Source organism: Variovorax sp. J22P240 (genome assembly GCF_030316855.1).
GTDB lineage: Bacteria > Pseudomonadota > Gammaproteobacteria > Burkholderiales > Burkholderiaceae_C > Variovorax.
This window is the reverse complement of record NZ_JASZYR010000008.1, coordinates 133,145-152,546: the sequence shown is the minus strand read 5'-3', so window position 1 is coordinate 152,546 and position 19,402 is coordinate 133,145. Positions and strand designations below refer to the sequence as shown.

The 19,402-nt window shown below is 67.3% G+C and carries 14 protein-coding genes; 9 read left to right on the top strand and 5 right to left on the bottom strand.

From position 1 onward, the window contains the following. Positions 1-31: 31 nt before the first annotated feature. The 7 genes from mmsA to QTI24_RS20040 all read left to right on the top strand — a co-directional run bounded on the left by mmsA (position 32) and on the right by QTI24_RS20040 (position 9,229). Positions 32-1,555: a multiple monosaccharide ABC transporter ATP-binding protein gene (gene mmsA, locus QTI24_RS20070; RefSeq protein ID WP_286602971.1), complete on the top strand. Its 1,524-nt coding sequence runs from the start codon at positions 32-34 to the stop codon at positions 1,553-1,555. Further along, positions 1,545-2,762: a multiple monosaccharide ABC transporter permease gene (gene mmsB, locus QTI24_RS20065; protein ID WP_286602863.1), complete on the top strand. Its 1,218-nt coding sequence runs from the start codon at positions 1,545-1,547 to the stop codon at positions 2,760-2,762. The genes mmsA and mmsB overlap by 11 nt, the downstream gene beginning before the upstream one ends. Then, a complete protein-coding gene (locus QTI24_RS20060; protein ID WP_286602862.1) occupies positions 2,759-4,288 on the top strand; it encodes a sugar ABC transporter ATP-binding protein in 1,530 nt (509 codons plus the stop codon). The genes mmsB and QTI24_RS20060 overlap by 4 nt, the downstream gene beginning before the upstream one ends. A 118-nt stretch (positions 4,289-4,406) precedes the next feature. Further along, positions 4,407-5,477, top strand: a complete 1,071-nt coding sequence (locus tag QTI24_RS20055) for an ABC transporter permease (RefSeq protein WP_286602861.1) — start codon at positions 4,407-4,409, stop codon at positions 5,475-5,477. Next, positions 5,474-6,508 (top strand): galactofuranose ABC transporter, permease protein YjfF, encoded by a 1,035-nt coding sequence (gene yjfF / locus QTI24_RS20050; protein WP_286602859.1) that lies wholly within the window; start codon positions 5,474-5,476, stop codon positions 6,506-6,508. The genes QTI24_RS20055 and yjfF overlap by 4 nt, the downstream gene beginning before the upstream one ends. A gap of 39 nt (positions 6,509-6,547) precedes the next feature. Continuing rightward, positions 6,548-8,284: an IlvD/Edd family dehydratase gene (locus QTI24_RS20045; protein WP_286602857.1), complete on the top strand. Its 1,737-nt coding sequence runs from the start codon at positions 6,548-6,550 to the stop codon at positions 8,282-8,284. Between the two features lie 15 nt (positions 8,285-8,299). Further along, positions 8,300-9,229: a dihydrodipicolinate synthase family protein gene (locus tag QTI24_RS20040; RefSeq protein WP_286602856.1), complete on the top strand. Its 930-nt coding sequence runs from the start codon at positions 8,300-8,302 to the stop codon at positions 9,227-9,229. On the opposite strand, the gene QTI24_RS20035 is transcribed toward QTI24_RS20040, so the two are convergent. From QTI24_RS20035 to QTI24_RS20015, 5 genes are all read right to left on the bottom strand, one after another. Then, the gene (locus tag QTI24_RS20035; RefSeq protein WP_286602855.1) at positions 9,226-10,752 is read right to left on the bottom strand and encodes a CYTH and CHAD domain-containing protein; all 1,527 of its coding nucleotides are present in this window, start codon (positions 10,750-10,752) and stop codon (positions 9,226-9,228) included. The two genes, QTI24_RS20040 and QTI24_RS20035, sit on opposite strands and share 4 nt — an antisense overlap. Before the next feature lie 9 nt (positions 10,753-10,761). After that, positions 10,762-11,013, bottom strand: coding sequence for a hypothetical protein (locus QTI24_RS20030; RefSeq protein ID WP_286602854.1), 252 nt, complete (start codon positions 11,011-11,013; stop codon positions 10,762-10,764). Positions 11,014-11,129: 116 nt separating this feature from the next. Beyond that, a complete protein-coding gene (locus tag QTI24_RS20025) occupies positions 11,130-11,495 on the bottom strand; it encodes a hypothetical protein (protein WP_286602853.1) in 366 nt (121 codons plus the stop codon). Between the two features lie 193 nt (positions 11,496-11,688). Continuing rightward, positions 11,689-14,256: a cyanophycin synthetase gene (cphA, locus tag QTI24_RS20020; protein WP_286602852.1), complete on the bottom strand. Its 2,568-nt coding sequence runs from the start codon at positions 14,254-14,256 to the stop codon at positions 11,689-11,691. 33 nt (positions 14,257-14,289) lie between these two features. After that, on the bottom strand, positions 14,290-16,533 hold the full coding sequence (locus QTI24_RS20015) for a cyanophycin synthetase (protein ID WP_286602850.1): 2,244 nt from the start codon (positions 16,531-16,533) through the stop codon (positions 14,290-14,292). A gap of 127 nt (positions 16,534-16,660) precedes the next feature. Here QTI24_RS20015 and QTI24_RS20010 point away from each other — a divergent pair, with 127 nt between their 5' ends. Next, on the top strand, positions 16,661-18,937 hold the full coding sequence (locus QTI24_RS20010; protein ID WP_286602848.1) for a cyanophycin metabolism-associated ABC transporter: 2,277 nt from the start codon (positions 16,661-16,663) through the stop codon (positions 18,935-18,937). After that, on the top strand, positions 18,934-19,401 hold the full coding sequence (locus QTI24_RS20005; RefSeq protein WP_503011289.1) for a cyanophycin metabolism-associated DUF1854 family protein: 468 nt from the start codon (positions 18,934-18,936) through the stop codon (positions 19,399-19,401). The genes QTI24_RS20010 and QTI24_RS20005 overlap by 4 nt, the downstream gene beginning before the upstream one ends. Position 19,402: the final 1 nt, after the last annotated feature.

The following is a 19,402-nucleotide window of genomic DNA, read 5'->3' as shown; positions in this document are numbered from 1 at the left end:
AGGAGACAGGGTGAACGATGTGATTCTGGAGATGCGGGGCATCACCAAGACTTTTCCGGGCGTCAACGCGCTGGACAACGTCAACCTCGCGGTGCGTGCAGGCGAGATCCACGCAGTCGTCGGCGAAAACGGCGCTGGCAAGTCCACGCTGATGAAAGTGTTGAGCGGCGTCTATCCCTGCGATTCGTACGAGGGCGAGATCCATTTCGAGGGCGAGCTGCGCCGCTTCAGAGGCATCGCCGACAGCGAGAAGCTCGGCATCATCATCATCCACCAGGAGTTGGCGCTGGTGCCGCTGCTGTCCATCGCCGAGAACATCTTCCTCGGCAACGAGACAGCGCGCGGTGGCGTGATCGACTGGTTCGAGGCGTACGCCAAGACGCGCGAACTGCTGGCCAAGGTGGGGCTCAAGGAACCGCCCACCGCGCTCATCACCAACCTCGGCGTTGGCAAGCAGCAGTTGGTGGAGATCGCGAAGGCGCTTTCGAAAGAGGTCAAGCTGTTGATCCTCGACGAGCCGACCGCGAGCCTGAACGAAAGCGACAGCGATGCCCTGCTGAACTTGCTGCTGGGCCTCAAGGCGCAGGGCATTGCGTCGATCCTCATCTCGCACAAGCTGAACGAGATCGCCAAGGTCGCGGATTCGATCACGGTGCTGCGCGACGGCGCGAGCGTCGAGACGATGGAGTGCGGCGCCGCGCCGATCAGCGAGGACCGCATCATCCGCGGCATGGTCGGGCGCGACATGGCGCACCGCTATCCGGATCGCACGCCGCACATCGGCGAGACCATCTTCGAGGTGCGCGACTGGCGCGTGCACCACGCGCTGCACGCCGACCGGGAGCAGATCAAGGGAGTGAACCTGCACGTGCGGCGCGGCGAGATCGTCGGCATCGCGGGCCTGATGGGCGCGGGCCGGACCGAGTTCGCGATGAGCGTGTTCGGCCGCTCCTACGGGCAGCGCATCAGCGGCTCGGTCCACATGCACGGCAAGGAAGTCGACGTCGGCACGATCCGCAAGGCCATCGACCACGGCATCGCCTACGTCACCGAGGACCGCAAGAGTGCGGGGCTCGTTCTGGAGGAGGACATCCGCAAGAACGTGAGCCTCGCGAACCTGGCCGCGGTGTCGGAACGCGGCGTGATCGACGAGGGCCGCGAGTTCAAGGTGGCGAACGACTACCGGCGCGCGCTCAAAATCCGCTGCGCCGGAGTGGACCAGCGCGTGGTCAACCTGTCGGGCGGCAACCAGCAGAAGGTGGTGCTGAGCAAGTGGCTGTTCGCGAAGCCGGAACTGCTCATCCTCGACGAACCGACGCGCGGAATCGACGTCGGCGCCAAGTACGAGATCTACACCATCATCGACCAGCTCGCGAGCGAGGGCAAAGGCATTCTCATGATTTCATCCGAACTGCCGGAACTTCTCGGCATGTGCGATCGCATCTACGTGATGAACGAGGGCCGCTTCGTCGCCGAGTTTCCTGTGGCCGAGGCCTCGCAGGAGAAAATAATGCGCGTCATCGTCGCCTCCGGGAGCAGCGTCCATGCCGCCTGAAGTCGATGCCGTGAAGCCGGCCACCCCGATCAGCGCACCCGCCTCGACGGGCGGGGAGCACGCGGGTTTCCTCAAGAACAACCTGCGCGAATACGGCATGCTGATCTCGCTGGTCGCGATCATGGTGCTGTTCCAGGTGCTGACGGACGGCACACTGATGCGGCCACTGAACCTCACCAACCTGCTGCTGCAGAACAGCTACATCGTGATCATGGCGCTCGGCATGCTGCTGGTGATCGTGGCCGGTCACATCGACCTGTCAGTGGGCTCGGTGTGCGGCTTCGTCGGCGCTCTGGCGGCGGTGCTAATGGTGGAGTACGAGTGGCACTTCGTGCCGACCTTCATCGTGTGCCTGGTCGCGGGCGGCGTGATCGGCGCGGCGCAGGGCTGGTTCGTGGCCTTCTTCAGGATCCCGTCGTTCATCGTCACGCTGGCGGGCATGCTGGTGTTCAAGGGGCTCACGCTGGCGTTGCTGGCGGGGCAGTCGGTCGGACCGTTCCCTGAAGCGTTCCAGAAACTGAGTTCGGGCTTCGTGCCGGACGTGTTCAGCGGGGAGAGCCTGCGCACCACCTCGCTGCTGCTCGGCGCGCTGGCCGCGGCGGCGCTGGTGTTCTTCAAGCTGCGCGGCCGCGCGAAGCTCGCGCAGCACGGCATGGCGCAGGAGCCCTACGCCTTCTTCCTGGCCAAGAACCTGTTCTTCGCGGCGGCCATTCTGCTGCTGAGCTACCTGCTCGCCACCTACAAGGGGCTACCGAATGTGCTGATCGTGATGGCGGTGCTGATCGTGGCCTACGACTTCGTCACCAACCGCACCACGGTGGGCCGCCGCATCTATGCGCTCGGTGGCAACGAGAAGGCGGCGCGGCTGTCGGGCATCAAGACGCAGCGGCTGGCCTTCCTCACCTTCGTCAACATGGGCGTGCTCGCGGCGCTGGCGGGGCTGGTGTTCGCGGCGCGACTCAACACGGCGACGCCCAAGGCGGGGCTGGGCTTCGAGCTCGACGTGATCGCGGCCTGCTTCATCGGCGGTGCCTCGGCGTCGGGTGGTGTCGGCAGGGTCATGGGCGCGGTCATCGGCGCTTTCATCATGGGCGTGATGAACAACGGCATGTCCATCCTCGGCATCGGCATCGACTACCAGCAGGTCATCAAGGGGCTGGTGCTGTTGGCCGCCGTGTTCATCGACGTCTACAACAAGAACAAATGAAGCACGAGTCCTCTTCCGACGCGCCCGTGCTGCAGCTCACGGGCATCGACAAGCAGTTCAACGGCGTTCCGGCGCTGCGCGGCGTGGCGCTCCGGCTTCGGGCCGGCGAGATCCATGCGCTGATGGGGCAGAACGGTGCGGGCAAGTCGACGCTCATCAAGGTGCTGACCGGCGTCTACGCAGCCGACAGCGGCGAGATGCTGCTGGCCGGCCAGCCGATCCGGCCGGCGTCGCCGCTGGAGGCCCAGCGCATGGGCATCAGCACGGTCTACCAGGAGGTGAACCTTTGCCCGAACCTCTCGGTGGCCGAGAACATCTTCTCGGGGCGCTACCCGCGCCGCGGGCTGGCGCAGGGCTATCGGATCGACTGGGCCGAAGTCCATCGACAGGCTCGTGCGCTGCTGGCGCGGCTGGACGTGGACATCGATGTCACGCGGCTGCTGTCGAGCTACTCGGTCGCGGTGCAGCAACTGGTGGCGATCGCGCGCGCGCTGGGCCTGTCGTCGAAGGTGCTGATCCTCGACGAGCCGACGTCGAGCCTCGACGACGACGAGGTGAAGAGCCTTTTCGCCGTGCTGCGCAGGCTGCGGGGGGAGGGGCTGGCCATTCTCTTCGTCACGCACTTCCTCAACCAGGTCTATGCCGTGTCGGACCGCATCACGGTGTTGCGCAACGGTGCCTGGGTCGGCGAATGGGCGACGCGTGACCTCGGGCCGCAGGCCCTGATCGCCGCGATGGTCGGACGCGAACTCGTGGCGCAGGCCACGGGCCACGCGCAGCTTCCACCGATCGAGGAGGGCGCACCTGCGGTGCTGCAGGCCCAAGGCGTGGGCCAGCGTGGCCAGTTGCAACCGCTGGATCTGCGCGTACACGCGGGCGAGATTGTGGGGCTGGCCGGCTTGCTCGGCTCCGGCCGCACCGAGCTGGCGAGGCTGCTGTTCGGCCTCGCGAAGCCCGATAGCGGCAGCTTGCGCATCGATGGCGTCGTGGTCGAACTGGGCAGCCCGGCGGATGCGGTGAAGCACGGTCTCGCGCTGTGCCCCGAGGAGCGCAAGACCGACGGCATCGTGGCCGACCTGTCCTTGCGCGAGAACATTGCGCTGGCGTTGCAGGCACGACTCGGTGTGCGCAACACGCTGTCGCGTGCGGAGCAGACCGCGCTGGCGGAGCGCTTCGTCAAGGCGCTGGGCATCAAGACGGCCAGCGTCGACACGCCGATCGGCCTGCTCTCGGGCGGTAACCAGCAGAAGGCCTTGCTGGCGCGTTGGCTGGCGATCGAGCCGCGCCTGCTGATCCTCGATGAGCCGACGCGCGGCATCGACGTCGCGGCCAAGCAGGAAATCATGGACGAGATCCTGCGTCTCGCGCGCAGCGGCATGGCGGTGCTGTTCATCTCGTCCGAGATGAACGAGGTGGTGCGCGTCTCGCACCGGATCGCGGTGCTGCGCGAGCGGCGAAAGGTGGGCGAGCTGCCCGCGGGATCCAGCGAGGACGCGGTGTACGACCTCATCGCAGCAGAGATATGACTCGCCCCCAGGCTCGCGCACTTCGTGTCGCTCTCCACCCCCTGCCGGGGGCAACACCGGCGGCCCGGCCGAGCCGGTTCCGCGGTGTTTCTGGTATGGGCTGCACGGTGGAGCTGACATGAGCAACACAGACTCGGTTTCCATCGTCGCGCGGGTCTTCCGCCATCGGCTGGTGTGGCCGGTCATCACGCTGCTGATCCTGCTGGCGATCAACGCGATCTTCAATCCGAGCTTTCTGCACATCGAGGTGCGCGGCGGGCACCTGTACGGCAGCCTGATCGACATCCTCAATCGCGCATCGCCGCTGGTGCTGGTATCGCTCGGCATGACGCTGGTGATCGCGACGCGCGGCATCGACATCTCGGTCGGCGCGGTGGTGGCGATTGCGGCGGCGCTCGCGGCCTGGATGATCGGCGGATCGCTGGTCGTCAGCAACGGTGCCGCCGCCGAGGTGAGCCGCTTCCCGATGTGGCTGGCCATCGTTGCGGCACTGGCCGTGGCGGCGGTGTGCGGGCTGTGGAATGGCCTGTTGGTCGCGCGCGTGGGCATGCAGCCGATCATCGCGACGCTGATCCTGATGGTCGCGGGGCGCGGCATCGCGCAGCTCATCACGGGCGGGCAGATCATCACGATCTACTACGCGCCCTTCTTCTTCATCGGCAGTGGCTACCTCTTCGGGCTGCCGTTCTCCGTCTACATCGCCACCGTCGTGTTCGCCGTGCTCTATCTCGCGATCACGCGCAGCGCGCTGGGGCTGTTCATCCAGTCGGTGGGCATCAACCCGAACGCGGCGCGCGTGGCCGGGGTGCGTTCACGCCGCATCATCGTGTGCGCCTACATGTTCTGCGGCTTCTGCGCGGGCGTGGCCGGCCTGCTGATCAGCTCGAACGTCAAGAGCGCGGATGGCAACAACGCGGGTCAGTTGCTGGAGCTCGACGCGATCCTGGCCGTCACGCTCGGCGGCACGGCGCTCACGGGCGGGCGCTTCAGCCTGGTCGGCAGCGTGATCGGCGCGCTCATCATCCAGACGCTGACCTACGGGATCTACTCGCTAGGGGTGCCACCGGAGATCAATCTGGTCGTGAAGGCGGCGGTGGTGTTCGTCGTCATGCTGCTGCAATCGGCCGAGTTCCGCGCGAGCCTTCGCCAACTGGTGCAGCAGCCGGCGCGTGGGGAGGTGGCGAGATGAGCGCCGTGGCGCCCGAGTCCGCGGCGCGCGCGCCGGAGTCCGGGACGCCGGTGAAGCGGCCGCGCGCGCGAATGAATCCGAAGTACCTGCCCCTGGCCGCGACCATCTCGCTCTTCGTGCTGATGGCAACGCTGGGCTCGGTCTTCTATGACGGCTTCTTCTCGCCTCAGGTTTTCTTGAACCTGCTGATCGACAACGCCTTTCTCTGCATCGTCGCGGTCGGCATGACCTTCGTGATCCTGTCGGGCGGCATCGATCTCTCGGTCGGCTCCGTGATCGCGTTGACCACGATGGTCTCGGCCTCGCTGGTCGAAAAGCACGGCTGGAGCCCCGCGATCGTGATCCCGCTGGTGCTGGCGATGGGCACGCTTTTCGGCGCCTTCATGGGCGTGCTGATCGAGCGCTTCCGACTGCAGCCCTTCATCGTCACGCTGGCCGGCATGTTCCTCGCGCGCGGGCTCTGCTATCTGATCAGCATCGACTCCATCAGCATCACCAACGAGTTCTACTCGGAGGTCTCGCAGTGGCGCATGCCGGTGTGGAGCGGGGCATCGATCACGATCAGCGGGCTGATTGCGCTGGCGGTGGTGGCGCTCGCGGTGTTCGTGGCGCACTACACGCCCTTCGGCCGCACCGTGTATGCGATCGGCGGCAGCGAGCAATCGGCGCTGTTGATGGGCTTGCCGGTGCGCTCCACCGTGATCGGCGTCTACACGCTCTCCGGATTCTGCTCCGCGCTGGGCGGCGTGGTGTTCACCTTCTACATGCTGTCGGGCTACGGCCTGCACGCGGTGGGCCTCGAACTCGACGCCATCGCCGCCGTGGTGATCGGCGGCACGCTGCTTACGGGTGGCGTCGGCTACGTGGTCGGCACGCTGTTCGGCGTGCTGATGCTGGGCATCATCCAGACGCTCATTTCCTTCGACGGCACGCTGAGCTCCTGGTGGACGCGCATCGTGGTCGGCGTGCTGCTCTTCGTCTTCTGCCTCCTGCAGCGGCTGTTCTCCGCGCGTGCGGCCGAGCGGCACTGAGGGCTCTGTCTTTCTCTCCCAATTCACGGAATCCATCGCATGTCCGACTCCCCGAGAAAACTGCGTTCGGCCGAATGGTTCGGCATGGCCGACAAGAACGGCTTCATGTACCGCAGCTGGATGAAGAACCAGGGAATCCCCGAGCACGAGTTCGACGGACGGCCCATCATCGGCATCTGCAACACCTGGTCGGAGCTGACGCCGTGCAACGCGCACTTCCGCAAGATCGCCGAGCACGTGAAGCGGGGCATCTCGGAGGCGGGGGGCTTCCCGGTGGAGTTCCCGGTGTTCTCCAACGGCGAATCGAACCTGCGGCCGACCGCAATGCTCACGCGCAACCTCGCGAGCATGGATGTGGAGGAGGCCATCCGCGGCAACCCGATCGACGCGGTGGTGCTGCTCACGGGCTGCGACAAGACCACGCCCGCGCTTCTGATGGGTGCCGCGAGTTGCGATATCCCGGCCATCGTCGTCACGGGCGGGCCGATGCTCAACGGCAAGCTCGAAGGCCGCGACATCGGCTCCGGCACGGCCGTATGGCAACTGCACGAGGCGATGAAGGCGGGGGAGATCAACGTGCACCAGTTCCTCTCGGCCGAGGCGGGCATGTCGCGTTCGGCCGGCACCTGCAACACCATGGGCACGGCGTCGACCATGGCCTGCATGGCCGAGGCGCTGGGCACATCGCTGCCGCACAACGCGGCGATCCCGGCGGTCGATGCGCGTCGCTATGTGCTGGCGCAGATGTCGGGCATGCGCGCCGTCGCGATGGCGCGCGAAGGGCTGACGCTGTCGAAGATCCTCACGCGCGAAGCCTTCGAGAACGCCATCCGCACGAATGCCGCGATCGGGGGGTCGACCAATGCGGTGATTCACCTCAAGGCGATCGCGGGGCGCATCGGCATACCGCTCGAACTCGAGGACTGGACGCGCATCGGGCGCGGCACGCCCACGCTGGTGGACCTGATGCCTTCGGGTCGCTTCCTGATGGAGGAGTTCTATTACGCGGGTGGGTTGCCGGCCGTGCTGCGCCGCCTCGGCGAGCATGGCCTGCTGCCTCACCCGGATGCGCTCACGGTCAACGGCAAGTCGCTGTGGGAGAACGTTCGCGAGGCGCCAAGCCACAACGACGAAGTGATCCGCCCGATCGACAAGCCGCTCATCGACGATGGCGGCATCTGCATCCTGCGGGGCAACCTGTCGCCACGCGGCGCGGTGCTGAAGCCATCGGCCGCCTCGCCGGAACTGCTCAAGCATCGTGGCCGCGCCGTCGTGTTCGAGAATCTGGAGCACTACAAGGAGCGCATCGTCGATGAAGCGCTCGACGTCGACGCGAGCTCCGTGCTGGTGATGAAGAACTGCGGCCCCAAGGGCTACCCCGGCATGGCCGAGGTCGGCAATATGGGGCTGCCGCCCAAGCTGCTGCGCCAGGGCATCAAGGACATGGTGCGCATCTCCGACGCACGCATGAGTGGCACCGCCTACGGCACGGTGGTGCTGCATGTCGCGCCCGAGGCAGCAGATGGAGGTCCGCTCGCGGCGGTGCGCGATGGAGATTGGATCGAGCTCGATTGCCACGAGGGCCGGCTGCATCTCGACATCAGCGACGCCGAACTGGCCGATCGCCTCGAAGCCATCGCCTCCGACGCAGCGCCCGTCCAGGGCGGCGGCTACCAGCGCCTTTACGTCGACCACGTGCTGCAGGCGGACGAGGGCTGCGACTTCGACTTCCTCGTCGGCTGCCGCGGTGCGGCCGTGCCACGCCATTCGCATTGATCCGGAGATCTTTCCATGACCGCTTCGACGAAACGCCGCTACCAGGGCATCTTCCCGGTCGCCCCGACCACCTTTACCGAGTCGGGCGAACTCGACCTCGCGAGCCAGAAACGATCCATCGACTTCATGATCGACGCCGGCTCCGACGGCGTCTGCATCCTCGCGAACTTCTCCGAGCAGTTCGTGCTGTCGGACGAGGAGCGCGAAGTGCTGACCCGATCGATCCTGGAACACGTCGCAGGCCGGGTGCCGGTGATCGTCACCACCACGCACTTCAGCACCAGGGTCTGCGCCGAACGCAGCCGGCGTGCTCAGGACATGGGCGCCGCGATGCTGATGGTGATGCCGCCGTACCACGGCGCGACCTTCCGCGTGGGAGAGCCGCAGATCCACGACTTCTATGCGCGGCTGTCCGATGCGGTCGACATTCCCATCATGATTCAGGACGCACCGGCCAGCGGCACTGTGCTGTCGGCTCCGTTCCTTGCGCGCATGGCGAAAGAGATCGAGCACGTTGCGTACTTCAAGATCGAGACGGCGGGCGCTGCGGCGAAACTGCGTGAACTGATCCGGCTTGGTGGCGACGCGGTCGAAGGACCGTGGGACGGCGAGGAAGCCATCACGCTGATGCCCGATCTCGACGCGGGCGCGACGGGGTCGATGACGGGCGGCGGCTACCCGGACGGCATCCGGCCGATCATCGCGGACTACCTCGCGGGCCGGCGCGAGCAGGCTTTCGAGCGCTACCAGCAGTGGCTGCCCCTGATCAACTACGAGAACAGGCAGGCCGGGCTGCTGGCCTGCAAGGCGCTGATGAAGGAGGGCGGTGTGATCGACTGCGAGGCGCCGCGTCATCCCTTGGCCGCCATGCATCCGGACACGCGGGCCGGCCTGATCGAGACCGCGCGGCGGCTCGATCCGCTGGTGCTGCGCTGGGGGCGCTAGGGCCTCTTCCAGAAGGGCCGCGCTTCGGCGATCTTGTCGAGCGCCTTGCGGCATTCCACCGCATCGTCGGGCTGGCGCGCACTCAGCCAGCCGACGGCGAACCACGCGCGTCCGTCGTGGGCGGCATGCTCCCGGTAGGCAGCGATCGCCACGGCGTCGTCGTTGTGCTTGCCGAGCGCGTCCTGCGCCGGCTCCAGTTCCTTCAGATAGCGCTTGGCTTCGCGCCGGCCGAACAGCGGGGCGACGAACTCGCCGAGGTAGCGCAAGCGCTTGAGGCGCTTGCGGACACGGTGCTGTGCGGTGGACTCCAGCGCCTCGAAGCGCCGGCCGTCGCGCACCACCTGGCGATGCAGCTTCGCCAGCCGCTTTCGCAGCAGCTTGCGCGCGGGGGGCGCTTCTTCGGAGGCATCGTCCGTGGCCTCGGTGGCCTCCGTGGGAAGCGAGGCGGTGACCAAGTCCATCAACACTGTCTGGAAATCCGCGCTGCGCACCACGTCGGCGGGTTCCGGAACGTCGGCAGCGTGCTGCCACGCGACGGGGGGGCCACCCGCGGCCTCGATCTGCGGCTGCACGCTCTGCCGAAGATGCTCGCGGTCGCGCCGAAGTCCGAGCGCGCGAAACGCGTCGACGAGCGCGAGCTCCCACGCGGGGTCGATCTGCGGCGCGAAATCGGACATCTCGCGCAGCGCGCTCCGGAAGCGCCGGATGCCCACGCGCAGTTGATGCACGTGCTCCGCGTCCTGGCTGCCTGCGGCGACTTCGCTCGCATTCGGCAGGATCTGTGCGAGACAGGTGTTCAATACTGCGCGAAAAACCTCCGGGCCAGACGGATCGCCTTTCAGAGAGGGCTGCACCGCCTTCGTCGGCGGCCCATGCTGGATGCCGTTGGCCAACCGTTCGCCGCGCGCCGACTTCGACACGGTGTCGAGCCAAAGCCCATACCGGTTGCGCCAGCGCTGGGCGAGTTCGAGCATCGATTGCGGACTGCCATGCTTCAGTTCGATTTCCAGTTCGCACAGCGCATGCGTGCGGTCGCCCGACCGCACCTCGCCACGATCGAAAGCGAGTTCGACCAGAGCGTCGCCGGTGCGCATTTCACGCGTGGTGCGCCAGACGTCGGTGCCGTAGAGCGGGACGAGTTCGAGCGCTGCCGGGTCGTGCCCCGCCTGGCGCAACACCTTGACGATGAGATCACCGACGGGTGTGCCGTCGTGCCGGTCGATGCGCGGCAAGGGCACTTCGCGCGCACCCATGGGTGGGAGCTCGAAGTTGTGTTCGTGGCGTTGGAGCGGCCCGTCCGTCGGCGCCTTGGCGGTCTGCACCCAGGTGCCGCCTTCCTTGCGCAGTCGTAGCACGATGCGATGCGCCGCCAGGGCGCCATCCGCGGTATCGAAGTAGCGCGCGCGAAGCCGCGTGCGGTAGGAGCGTCCCCGGGCCACCGCCGCTTCGACCGCAGCCTGGTGCGAAGGGTCGATCTGGAACTTGAGTTCGAACTCGGTCACAGCGCGCCTGACGGCGCCCACGCGCCGGGATCAGGTGTCCAGTTCATTGACCTGCATCGACAAATCGAACAGCTTCGACTTGCTGGCGTAATAGCGGTCAAGGCGCCATTCCCTGAGGATGTCCATCGCCAACTGGAAGCTCTTGTAGTCGAGTTCATACAGCGTGACCAGTTCGAAGCTGTGCTCCGACTCGAGCGCCAGCACCAGTCTGGCCAGGATCTTTGCCGACTCGTTGGCCGGGTCCGTTTCAATGAACCGGCGAGCGACCTTGATGGCGTTCATGGGCTTTCCTCGTGGGGACAAGCCCTTGACTATAGCCAGCGCGTCCTCGCCATTTGTGACAGCCGCATGACAAGGCAGGACATTGAACCTGCGCGGCGGGCATGCGGCAGACCCCTCTACCGCGCCGGGACGGGCACCACGGTCGTGCGGATCACGCCGCCGCCCAGGACGCTGCCGGTGACGTTGGTTTGTCCGGTGCCGAGCACACGTGCCTCGCACGCGGCGCGGTCTTCTGGAGGCTGGCGGTTGCACCGCGCCAGCGCATTCGCCTGGAGGGTGGCAGCGTCGGGACTCGAGAGTCCGCCACGGCGCGCTTCCTGTTGCGCCGCGCCTCTTTCGCGCAGGCAAGCCTGCTTGTTCTGCAGGACGCCGTCGCAGACGAGGGAACCGGAGGTGGACGCCTGGGCGAGCGCCGACGATGCACCGACAAGACCGCCGGCCGCGACAAGAACCGCAAGGCACGAACGAAGGGCATTGGACATGAATCACTCCTTTTGCTTTGACGGCGCGGACTTGCACCGCCGTGGGTGCTCAGTCTGCGGCCCGGGAAGCTCGGAGTGTGTGGGAGATCACGGCCGTCGGCCAGTCCTCGGTGGCGCACGTTCTTGTCGGACAGATCCCGCAAACGGACGGGCAGATGGCTCGCAGAAGCCCGCCGTGTTCGCGAGCGGGCTCTCAGCCTGCCGCGATGCGCTTGGCGAGGTGAGCGAGCGCTTCGTCGACCTGGTCCACCAGGATCAGCGAGAGGTCGCCCGGCTGCAGCCGCGCAAGCGCACTGTCGATGGCGATGAACTCACCACGGATCTCGTCGATGAAGCGCGTGCGTTGCGCCCCTTCGAGGCCCTGTCGAAGCAAGGCCATGACCTCGCCGTCGGCACGGCCGCGTTGCGCCGCGTCCTGGTAGAGGATCACGTCGTCGAAGGCCTGGCCGAGGATCGCGGTCTGGTCGCGGATGTCGCAGTCGCGGCGGTCGCCGGCGCCGCTGATCACCACCGAGCGCTTCTTTGCCGGCATGGTGTCGACCGCGGCGACCAGCGCGCGCATCGCGTCGGTGTTGTGGCCGTAGTCGGCGATCACGGTGGCGCCGCGGTAATCCATCACGTTGAACCGGCCCGGCACGCCGGCGGCATCGTTCTTGAAGCTGGCGAGGCCGCTGCGGATGGTGTCCCAGTCCAGGCCCACCGCCCATGCGGCCGCGACCGACGCCATGACGTTGTCGACCTGGAAGCCGATGGTGCCGTTGCGGGTGATCTGCACGTCGCGCAGCGGAATGCGCTCGCGCCACGAGCCTTCGGCGGCGACCAGCGTGTCCTGGTCGACGTAGACAGTGCGCTTGCCCTGTGCGCGGTGAGTGGCCATCACCGGATGCTGCCGGTCAGCGGCGAAGAAGATCACGCTGCCGGGGCAGGTGACGGCCATGGCCGCCACGTTGGGGTCGGTCGCGTTGAGCACCGCATAGCCGTTGGGCGCCACGTTGCGCACGACGACGCGCTTGAGCACGGCCAGGTCTTCGACCGTCGTGATGTAGTTGAGTCCGAGGTGGTCGCCGCTGCCGATGTTGGTCACCACGGCCACCTGGCACCGGTCGAAGCCGAGCCCCTCGCGCAGGATGCCGCCCCGCGCCACTTCGAACACGGCGGCATCGACGTCGGGATGCAGCAGCACGTTGCGGGCGCTCTTGGGTCCGCTGCAGTCGCCGCTGTCGGTCTGCCGGCCGTCGACGTAGACGCCGTCGGTGTTGGTCATGCCGGTGCGGAGGCCGCTGCCGGCGAGCAGGTGGTTGATCAGGCGCGCGGTGGTGGTCTTGCCGTTGGTGCCGGTGACGGCCACCACGGGGATGCGGCCGTCGTCGCCGTGCGCGAACAGCGTGTCCATCACTGCTTCACCGACTGCGCGACCTCGGCCGAAAGAGGGCGAGATGTGCATGCGCAGGCCGGGCGCGGCGTTGACCTCGACCACGCCGCCGTGCTGCTCTTCCAGCGGGCGCAGAACGTTCTCGCAGACCATGTCGACGCCGCAGATGTGCAGCCCGACCATCTGCGCCGCATCGACCGCGCGGGCCGCCACTTCGGGGTGCACCGTGTCGGTCACGTCGGTGGCGGTGCCTCCGGTGGAGAGGTTGGCGTTGTTGCGCAGCACCACGCGCTGGCCGAGCGTGGGCACGCTGTCGGGCGTGAGGCCTTGCGCTTCCAGGCGGCCGATGGCGATGTCGTCGAGCCGGATCTTGGTGAGCGAGGTGGCGTGGCCTTCGCCGCGTCGCGGGTCCTGGTTGACCACGTCGACCAGCTCGCGAACCGTCTTCGCGCCATCGCCGATCACGTGCGGAGGATCGCGGCGGGCGGCCGCCACCAGCCGGTCGCCCACGACCAAAAGGCGAAAGTCGAAGCCGGGCAGGAATTTCTCGACCATGACCTCGCCGTAGACGGCAGCCGAGTCATAGGCGGAGATCAGTTGTTCCCGCGTAGTGATGTTGACGGTGACGCCCTTGCCTTGGTTGCCGTCCTGCGGCTTGACCACCACGGGCAAGCCGATTTCCTGCGCTGCGGCCCAGCCGTCATCGGCGTCGGTGACCGGGCGGCCCAGCGGCACCGGCACGCCGGCCGCATTGAGCAGTTGCTTGGTCAATTCCTTGTCCTGCGCGATGGCCTCCGCCACGCCGCTGGTGCTGTCGACTTCCGCGGCCTGGATGCGACGCTGCTTAGAGCCCCAGCCGAACTGCACGAGGCTGCCGGAGGTCAGGCGGCGATAGGGGATGCCGCGCGCGACGGCCGCATCGACGATGGAGCCGGTGCTCGGGCCCAGCCGCTCGGATTCGTCGAGGTCGCGCAGTTCGGTGATGGCCGCGATGGCATCGAAATCGGTGCCGTTCTGCGACGCGTCGATGAGCGCCTTGGCCAGTTCGAGCGCGCGCCGGCCGACGGCCTCTTCGCTGTACTGAAAGGTGACCTGGTAGACGCCGTCTTCGATCGTGCGCGCGGTGTGACCGAAGTTCACTGCACAGCCCGCCTGGGCCTGCATCGCCACGGCGGCGTTTTCGAGCACATGAGCGAGCGCCAGCGGTTGGCCGAGGACGATGGGGTGCAGTTCGCCGATGTTCGGGAACAGGGCGCGCAGGCGGGGCTCGAAGCCGGCCAGCCGTTCGATGGCGTTCTCGTCGTCCTTGCAGGTGACGATCGCCTCGATGCAGGTGTGGCGGCTCCAGAGATTGGGCCCACGCAGCGCGCGAGTACGGGTAACTTCCATGGCAGTAGGTGGCGCGGATCGAGGTCCGGCCGGTCAGGCAAATTGTTGTTCGACGGGCGAAAGAAGGGTCTGCGACAGCTGCAAAGACGCGAGTGCCGCTTGCAGATCGGCTTCGAAGGCTTCGACGCCGGCGCCGATCAGGTTCAGCGGAATGCCGAGTGCCCAGCCCGCGGCGACGGCGGCGAGCAGGCTTTCGAGGCTCACGCCCACGTGCGTGGCGCGCCAGATGGTCAGGCGGCCGAGTCCGGGCAGGAAGGATTCGCTGCTGCCGTTGGCCAGCACCACGCGGTCCTGACGCACCAGTACGGCCTTGCCGCCGCTGGACTGGTGCTTGGCCAGCGCCTCGGCCTGCGGGTCGGTGGAATACAGGATGACGTCGCCATCGCACAGCGGCGCCAGTCCGGCGACACGCTGGTCGGCGGCGTTGAGGACGGCGGTGCCTTCGGGCAGTACGACGTCGACCTGGGTGCGGAGCACCCGCACCATCTGGTCGCTTTCGGTGATGTCGAATTCGGCCAGTGCTTCGGCACCTTCGAGGTCCGTCACGATGCCGACTTCGCAGCGGTCATAGGCGAGGCCGTCGCGCAGGATGGTTTCGGCACCGTTCTCGACCACCACGGCCTGCACGGCGCGGTTGACCAGCAGGCGGTGGCCGGCCTCCCAGTTGGCACTGTTGCGTGCATCGACGCGGCGGCGTTCGAGGAAGAGGCCGTCGCGGCAGGCCAGACCGGTGTGGCGGCCGCCGAGGCCGATCAGCCACGCGACCAGGCGCGACAAGACGGCGGTGTCGCGCGAGCCGGCGACCCCGACCACGGGAATGCGGCCCGGTGCATCGTCGGGGAACAGGTGGTCGCAGATCGCGCGACCCACCGGCCGTGGCGAACCGACGGCGGGCTTCAGGTGCATCAGCAGGCCGGGGCCGGCGTTGACTTCGACGATGGCGCCGCCTTGGGCCGCCAGCGGCCGCGATATGTCCAGCGCCACGAGGTCGACGCCGGCGATGTCCAGGCCGACCACGCGGGCGGCCAGCACGGCGGCATGCGCGACGTCGGGGTGGACCTGGTCGGTGCAGTCGATGGCCATGTTGCCGTTGCGCTGGATCGTCACGACCCGGCCGGAGGCGGGCACCGCGGTGCCGTCGAGATCCTGGCGCTTGAGTTCGAGCTGCAGCTTGGCGTCGGTGTCGAGAACGATCACGTCCAGCGGAAACTCTTCTTCTGCACCGCGGCGCGGGTCGCTGTTGAGCTGGCTCTCGATGAGCTGGGCCACGGTCGAGGTGCCGTCGCCGGTCACGGTGATGATCTCGCCGCGCGCTGCGGCAACGACCTGTCCGCCGACCACCAGCAGGCGGTGTTCCGACCCGCGGATGAAGCGCTCGACCATCACGTCGCTGCCCTCCGGCTCGGCGACCGCGAAGGCGGCGATGACTTCCTCACGCGTGTGGAGCTCGAGCGAGACGCCGCGGCCGTGGTTGGCGTCGGAAGGCTTCACCACCACGGGCAGGCCGACGTCTTCGGCGGCTTCCCAGGCTTCCTCGGCGGTGGCGACCACCTGGCCCTCGGGCACCGGCACGCCGCAACTGGCGAGCAGCGACTTGGTCAGTTCCTTGTCGCTGGCGATGGATTCGCCGATGGCGCTGGTGTAGTCGGTCTCGGCCGTCCAGATGCGTTGCTGGTTGGCGCCGTAGCCGAGTTGAACCAGATTGCCGCTGTTGAGCCGCATGTGCGGGATGCCGCGATCCGTGGCGGCGCCGACGATGCACGCGGTGCTGGGGCCGAGGTAACAGTCCTCGACCTTGGCCTTGACCGCGTCGACCGCGCGCTGCACGGCGGCGGCGTCGAAGGGGTCGTTGTTGATGGCGGCCATCAGCAGGCGATGGCCTTCGCCGAGCGCCACGCGGGCCACCTGCTCGTCGCGGGCGCGGAAGACCATGCGGTAGACGCCATGCTGCGAGGTGCTGCGCGTCTGGCCGAAGCCCGTCGGCATGCCGGCCAGGTTGAGCAGTTCGATCACGACGTGTTCCAGCACGTGGCCCGCCCATGTGCCTTCGGTCAGGCGCTGGATGAAGCCGCCGCGCTCGCCGACGCCGCAGTGGTGCTCGATCAGCGCCGGCAGCAGGGTCGTCAGGCGGTCGGTGAAACCGTCGATCTTGTTGGAGGGATAGTCCTCGAGCGCGCCAAGGTCGAGCCAGACTTCCAGCACGGGCCGGTAGGTCCAGAGGTTGGGGCCGCGCAAATAGTTGGTGCGCAGCAGGCGTATGTCGTCGAAACGGGTCATGAAAACGTTCGATGTGCTTTGGCCGAGCACCGCGGCACCTTCAAGAGCGCCCATGGTCATCGGTCAGAATCGGCGCCCGGCGAGCGCCATGAAGGGTCCGTTGGCGGGCCAGAGATACAGAAACACAATGCAACATCACGATCCAGTAGGCACCCCGGGGGGCGAAGCGGAGGAGGCTTCAGACATTCTGAAAAGCCGGCTCACTGATGCGGAAAACGTTCTGGCGAGCCTGCCGGTTGACCTCGACGGGGATCTTCGATTTGCCTCCGGCCTGCTGGCGTTGACGGAGCGCCGTTTGCTGGCCCGCGCGCCGGACGGCACCTGGGCGGAATGGCCGCTCCCGGCGCCGGGCCTCGAGTTGCAAATGGCCGACCACGCCGGAATCGGCACGCTCGACCTGCTGGATGCCAGGGGCCGGGTGGCCCGCTGGCGCTACACCCTGGCGAACCAGCCGGCGGCGCTGCGGCTGCAGAAATTGTTCGAGCAGCAGGCGGCGGGAGTCGCGCAGGTGACAGGCGAGGGCGGTGATGTCGACGACGCCGCGCTCGCCGAGCCCGAACTCCAGACTCCGCCCTCCACCTGGGTGCTGCTGCGACTGGGCCGCTTCGCCAAGCCCTACCGAAAGCAGCTCATCACCGGCTTCCTGCTGACGCTGGCCTCTACCGCCGCCACGCTGGTGCCGCCCTACCTGACCATCCCGCTGATGGACGACATCCTGATCCCGTTCCAGAACGGCCAGAAGATCGCGGTCGCCAAGGTGGTGATGTTCCTCAGCGCACTGCTGGGTGCGGCGCTGGTCGGCTGGGCACTGGGTTGGGCGCGCACTTACATGCTGGCGCTGGTCTCCGAACGTATCGGCGCCGACCTGCGGACCACCACTTACGAACACTTGCTGACGTTGCCTCTGGATTACTTCGGCGGCAAGCGCACGGGCGACCTGATGGCGCGCATCGGCTCGGAGACTGACCGCATCAACGTTTTCCTGTCACTGCACGCGCTCGACTTCCTGACCGACGTGCTGATGATCACGATGACGGCGGTGATCCTGTTCTCGATCAACCCGCTGTTGGCGGTCGTCACTTTGGTCCCTTTGCCCTTCATCGCCTGGATGATCCACGTCGTGCGCGACCGGCTGCGCACCGGCTTCGAAAAGATCGACCGCGTGTGGAGCGAGGTGACCAACGTGCTGGCCGACACCATTCCCGGCATCCGCGTGGTGAAGGCCTTCGCGCAGGAAAAGCGCGAAGCCGACCGCTTCCACGCCGCCAACCTCTACAACCTGCAGGTCAACGACAAGCTCAACAAGACCTGGTCGCTGTTCACGCCCAGCGTGTCGCTGCTGACGGAAATCGGCCTGCTCGTGGTCTGGGGCTTCGGCATCTGGCAGGTGGCGCGCGGGCGCATCACCGTCGGTGTGCTCACCGCCTTCATCGCCTACATCGGGCGCTTCTACACGCGGCTCGATTCGATGAGCCGCATCGTCTCGGTCACGCAAAAGGCGGCGGCCGGCGCCAAGCGCATCTTCGACATCCTCGACCACGTGAGCAACGTGCCCGAGCCGGCCAATCCGGTGAAGGTCGAGCGCGTGCAGGGACGCATCGAGATGGCCGACGTGGGCTTCCGCTACGGCAGCCGCGCGGTGATCCGCGACCTCGATCTCGTCATCGAGCCCGGCGAGATGATCGGCCTGGTGGGCCACAGCGGATCGGGCAAGAGCACGCTGGTCAACCTGATCTGCCGCTTCTACGACGTGACCGATGGCGCCATCAGGGTCGACGGCACCGACATTCGCCGCTTCGCGGTGGCCGACTACCGGCGCCACGTGGGGCTGGTGCTGCAGGAACCCTTCCTGTTCTTCGGCACCATCGCGCAGAACATCGCCTACGGCAAGCCCGACGCCACGCGCGAGGAGATCGTCGCCGCGGCCCGCGCCGCTCATGCGCACGACTTCATCCTGCGACTGGCGCATGGCTACGACTCGCTGGTCGGCGAGCGCGGCCAGGGGCTTTCGGGCGGCGAGCGCCAGCGCATCAGCATCGCGCGAGCGCTGCTGATCGACCCGCGCATCCTGATCCTCGACGAGGCCACGTCGGCGGTCGACACCGAGACCGAGAAGGAAATCCAGAAGGCGCTCGACAATCTGGTGCAAGGCCGCACGACGATCGCCATCGCGCACCGCCTCTCGACGCTGCGCAAGGCCGATCGGCTGGTGGTGATGGACCGCGGCGAGATCGTCGAAGTCGGTCCGCACGACGAACTCATGGCCCGGCAGGGCGCCTACTGGCGGCTCTACCAGGCGCAATTGCGGCAAGCCGACGACGAGAGCGCCGGCGCTGCGGACGAACGCGCGGCGGTGGCGATGGCGCTCGGCAGCCACGCAGCCCATCCGGCGGGGGAAGCATGATGGACCGACTTCAACTGGAACGCGATGCGTTCGGCCGCCTCGTGCTGACCGATGCCGAAGGCATGCGCCATATCGGCGTGGTGCCGGTGCGTGCGTTTCCGCTCACCGCGCCGGACGACGGCATTTCACTCGTCGGCAGCGATGGCCGCGAACTCGTGTGGATCGACCGGATGGACGTGCTGCCCGCATCGTTGCGCCAGTTGCTCGACGAGGATCTGGTCGCGCGCGATTTCGCGCCGACGCTGCTGAAACTGCACAAGGTGTCGAGCTTCGGCGTTCCCAGCACCTGGCAGGTGAGCACCGACCGCGGCGAGAGCAGCTTCGTGCTCAAGGCCGAGGAGGACATCCGTCGCCTGGAAGGCGGCGCGCTGCTGATCGCCAGCGCGCATGGCGTGCAGTTCCGCATTCCCGACGTGAAGTCGCTGGACCGCCCCTCGCGCAAGCTGCTGGAGCGCTTCCTCTAGA

Coding starts and splice junctions, on each gene's coding strand:
- mmsA (WP_286602971.1), top strand. CDS start 32: ATGCGGGGCATCACCAAGACTTTTCCGGGCGTCAACGCGCTGGACAAC.
- mmsB (WP_286602863.1), top strand. CDS start 1,545: ATGCCGCCTGAAGTCGATGCCGTGAAGCCGGCCACCCCGATCAGCGCA.
- QTI24_RS20060 (WP_286602862.1), top strand. CDS start 2,759: ATGAAGCACGAGTCCTCTTCCGACGCGCCCGTGCTGCAGCTCACGGGC.
- QTI24_RS20055 (WP_286602861.1), top strand. CDS start 4,407: ATGAGCAACACAGACTCGGTTTCCATCGTCGCGCGGGTCTTCCGCCAT.
- yjfF (WP_286602859.1), top strand. CDS start 5,474: ATGAGCGCCGTGGCGCCCGAGTCCGCGGCGCGCGCGCCGGAGTCCGGG.
- QTI24_RS20045 (WP_286602857.1), top strand. CDS start 6,548: ATGTCCGACTCCCCGAGAAAACTGCGTTCGGCCGAATGGTTCGGCATG.
- QTI24_RS20040 (WP_286602856.1), top strand. CDS start 8,300: ATGACCGCTTCGACGAAACGCCGCTACCAGGGCATCTTCCCGGTCGCC.
- QTI24_RS20030 (WP_286602854.1), bottom strand. CDS start 11,013: ATGAACGCCATCAAGGTCGCTCGCCGGTTCATTGAAACGGACCCGGCC.
- QTI24_RS20025 (WP_286602853.1), bottom strand. CDS start 11,495: ATGTCCAATGCCCTTCGTTCGTGCCTTGCGGTTCTTGTCGCGGCCGGC.
- cphA (WP_286602852.1), bottom strand. CDS start 14,256: ATGGAAGTTACCCGTACTCGCGCGCTGCGTGGGCCCAATCTCTGGAGC.
- QTI24_RS20015 (WP_286602850.1), bottom strand. CDS start 16,533: ATGACCCGTTTCGACGACATACGCCTGCTGCGCACCAACTATTTGCGC.
- QTI24_RS20010 (WP_286602848.1), top strand. CDS start 16,661: ATGCAACATCACGATCCAGTAGGCACCCCGGGGGGCGAAGCGGAGGAG.
- QTI24_RS20005 (WP_503011289.1), top strand. CDS start 18,934: ATGATGGACCGACTTCAACTGGAACGCGATGCGTTCGGCCGCCTCGTG.